General features: G+C 37.6%; 2 protein-coding genes. Both read right to left on the bottom strand.

Translation table 11 applies throughout. From position 1 onward, the window contains the following. Positions 1 to 241: 241 nt before the first annotated feature. A complete protein-coding gene (locus ACTF6W_RS05875) occupies positions 242 to 2,083 on the bottom strand; it encodes a CocE/NonD family hydrolase (RefSeq protein WP_438993616.1) in 1,842 nt (613 codons plus the stop codon). Positions 2,084 to 2,249: 166 nt separating this feature from the next. Then, on the bottom strand, positions 2,250 to 2,450 hold the full coding sequence (locus ACTF6W_RS05870; RefSeq protein ID WP_438993615.1) for a hypothetical protein: 201 nt from the start codon (positions 2,448 to 2,450) through the stop codon (positions 2,250 to 2,252). Positions 2,451 to 2,803: the final 353 nt, after the last annotated feature.

Below are 2,803 nucleotides of genomic sequence, written 5' to 3'. Positions count from 1 at the left end.
AACGCTTGCACATTAAAGCTATGGCCGCATAATATTAACAGATGGAGCAGAATACTCTCTTATTATAAAGACTTAAAAACCCAACTTTCCCTGATGACGTACAGTACACCGCAATCACCGTTTTAACGACCCCGGCGATTTCTGCGAAAACGGCTTCGACACTCTTTATCCCATCTACGATTGATGCATGACTAACTTAAAAAATAATTTTCAGCAAATTCTGGTCTTTTCTTAATATCTCTTAACGAACTAAAACAGGTAGAACGAGATGGGAAGAATTTTGGACTTTACGGTGTATCGTTTGTTTAGTTTTTATGTAATCCTCTTTGTGAGCGCCATATATATTCATAAACTGGCCTGGATTACGATCATAAACAGGAAACCAAGTGCTATGGACCTGAACCATTATTTTGTGACCCGCTTTAAATGTGTGAAACTTATCACGCACTTCAAAATTAATCTGCGTCTCTTCATTAGGTTTTACTGGCTCTGGATTAGAAAAACTTTTGCGGTATTTTGCACGCATTCCTTCGGCACCAACCAGCATGTGATATCCTGGGTTATTTTCATCACTGGCCGGGAAGACATCAATCACTTTAATAAACCAATCGGCATCAGTTCCCGTTGTTTCTGTTATCAATTTTGCAAGCACGGGCCCCGCAATAGTAACATCACTATCAAGCTCCTTAGTAGAATAACTAAGAACATCTTGACGAGTTGATGCTATACGTTGATCTTCGATCCGATATGCTCCATAAGCATAACCAAACTCAATTTTTGTTGAATAAGGGACTGGTAACATCGGGTTGTTGATATAGCTGTCTTTACCATTAGTCTCCGGCTTATCAAATGTTAGCGTAAAATCATCGTTAAAATAAAGGGGAGTTGCTTTCATTGCTTTAGGCGGCCACTGTTCAAATCGATGCCATTTATTGCCCCCAGTCTCAAACATATGTGCTTCCACCACTTGATAATTGCCAGATCCTTTCAGGTGATACTCGAAAAAAGGTACTAAAATATTTTTATTATAATAATCACTTGTTTTTTGGCCGAAGGATATTTCACCGACTTCTTCCCCTTTACTACTAAGCCAACCACCATGAACCCAAGGACCACCTACAAGGGTACTTTTGTTGTTTGGCGATAGATTTTCTATACCTTGATAAGTAGCAATTGTGCCATATGGATCAGGTGCGTCAAACCAGCCCATAACATTTAAGGTCGGTACTAAAACATTTTTCATATATTTTGGTATATGGCGACGTTGGTAGTATTCATCATAATTGGGGTGAGCTATCACATCTTCCCATTCACTACCTAATTGCCCATTAAAATATATCTCGTTAATTTTATCGATAGGACCAGCATTAAGAAAAAACTCATAGCCCCAATTAGTACCAAAATCAGGCTTTACCAAAATTTTGGCAGGATCATCACGGTCTGACGCCGTACCAGCAACTTGTTGATAAGCCCAAGCCATGCGTGGCATTAAACGATAAATACCATTTCGGTGTGCATCGTCGCCAATGAAGGGATCACCTGTAGTAGCTTGTGGAGAAGCTGCCTTAAGCGCCGGGTGAGCACTAATCATGCCCATGACTGTATACCAACCGGGATGAGAAATTCCCCATTGCCCCACTCGGCCGTTGTTATTTTCAATATTATTAATCAAATACTCGATAGTGTCATAGTTGTCGGTGCTTTCATCAACAGTCCCATTAGTTTTACTTGGGGGGCGTATATCGGAAAACTTACCCTCTGATTTAAAGGTCCCCCGCGCATCCTGAAAAGCAAAAATATAACCTTTTGATATCATATCTGGATGAGGGATCATTTTTTCAGGTACAGCCAAATCATCTGGACCGTACGGACTTATGGAATATGGAGTTCGAAAAAGTAGGATTGGATAAAGTGTTGAAGTATCTTTTGGCGAATAAACGATTGTATGCAGTTTTTTTCCGTCACGCATTGTTATTTTAAATTCGGACTTTGAATACTGATCACCTAAATTATATTTTGCAAAGGCACTTTTGTCTAAACAAAGGATGAACAATATTACAAATGATAATCGCTTCAGGGTCATAAAATTTCCTTCTTAGTGATTTCTAATATTCACCTATTCGATATCAATATTCTACCAATAAAAACACTATAAATCTAGTTTGATTAAAGAAGTTAAAGTGAATGTTTGCTTTCGATCCAAAGCGGACTTCGAGAATTTGCCATTTTGACCTATTAATTCAATTAGGTTAAGCACAATATTTAGTATTATTATATGCATCGAGTAAATCTAACTTTTCATCCACTTTTTTAAATACTAAATCTATTTCCTCATCAGATAACCCATCAACGGCTAACTGATACCTTGCATAATCTCTATCTTCAATGTCTTGAGGCCATTGCATGGCATGATCTAGCCAATCTAAATATTCTTCTGTTGGTATTTCCATAGTTTTTTCCTTTGATTTTATTTTGCACCAGAATTGAATATTTGGTCAACCGTTTCTGCTCAAGGGGGTAATGAGAAAATTGTCCAATGTTGGACAATTTCGAAACTATAGTTTCGCCGTGTCGGAATGGTAGTTATAGTTTATTATCTCATGAGATAACGATTAAATATCAAAATATAGCATAGTCGTGACAGTCCAATATAAGCTATCCATACAGCGATCCACTCATATTTTTAAACCCTAATGGATCGCGATCCGGATCACTATTCTCGATGGATCGTAAGTGGATCATTATTAACCTAATGGTTTGTTTTAAATATATATTTTAATGATCCATTTTTAAATTCACTGGA

The organism is Pseudemcibacter sp., assembly GCF_965661635.1.
In the GTDB taxonomy this organism is placed as follows: domain Bacteria; phylum Pseudomonadota; class Alphaproteobacteria; order Sphingomonadales; family Emcibacteraceae; genus Pseudemcibacter.
The sequence above is the reverse complement of the archived record's forward strand: the minus strand, read 5'-3'. Positions and strand labels throughout refer to the sequence as shown.

Bases quoted from the DNA above. Each gene is read 5' to 3' on its own strand.
- ACTF6W_RS05870 (WP_438993615.1), bottom strand. From the start codon at position 2,450: ATGGAAATACCAACAGAAGAATATTTAGATTGGCTAGATCATGCCATG.
- ACTF6W_RS05875 (WP_438993616.1), bottom strand. From the start codon at position 2,083: ATGACCCTGAAGCGATTATCATTTGTAATATTGTTCATCCTTTGTTTA.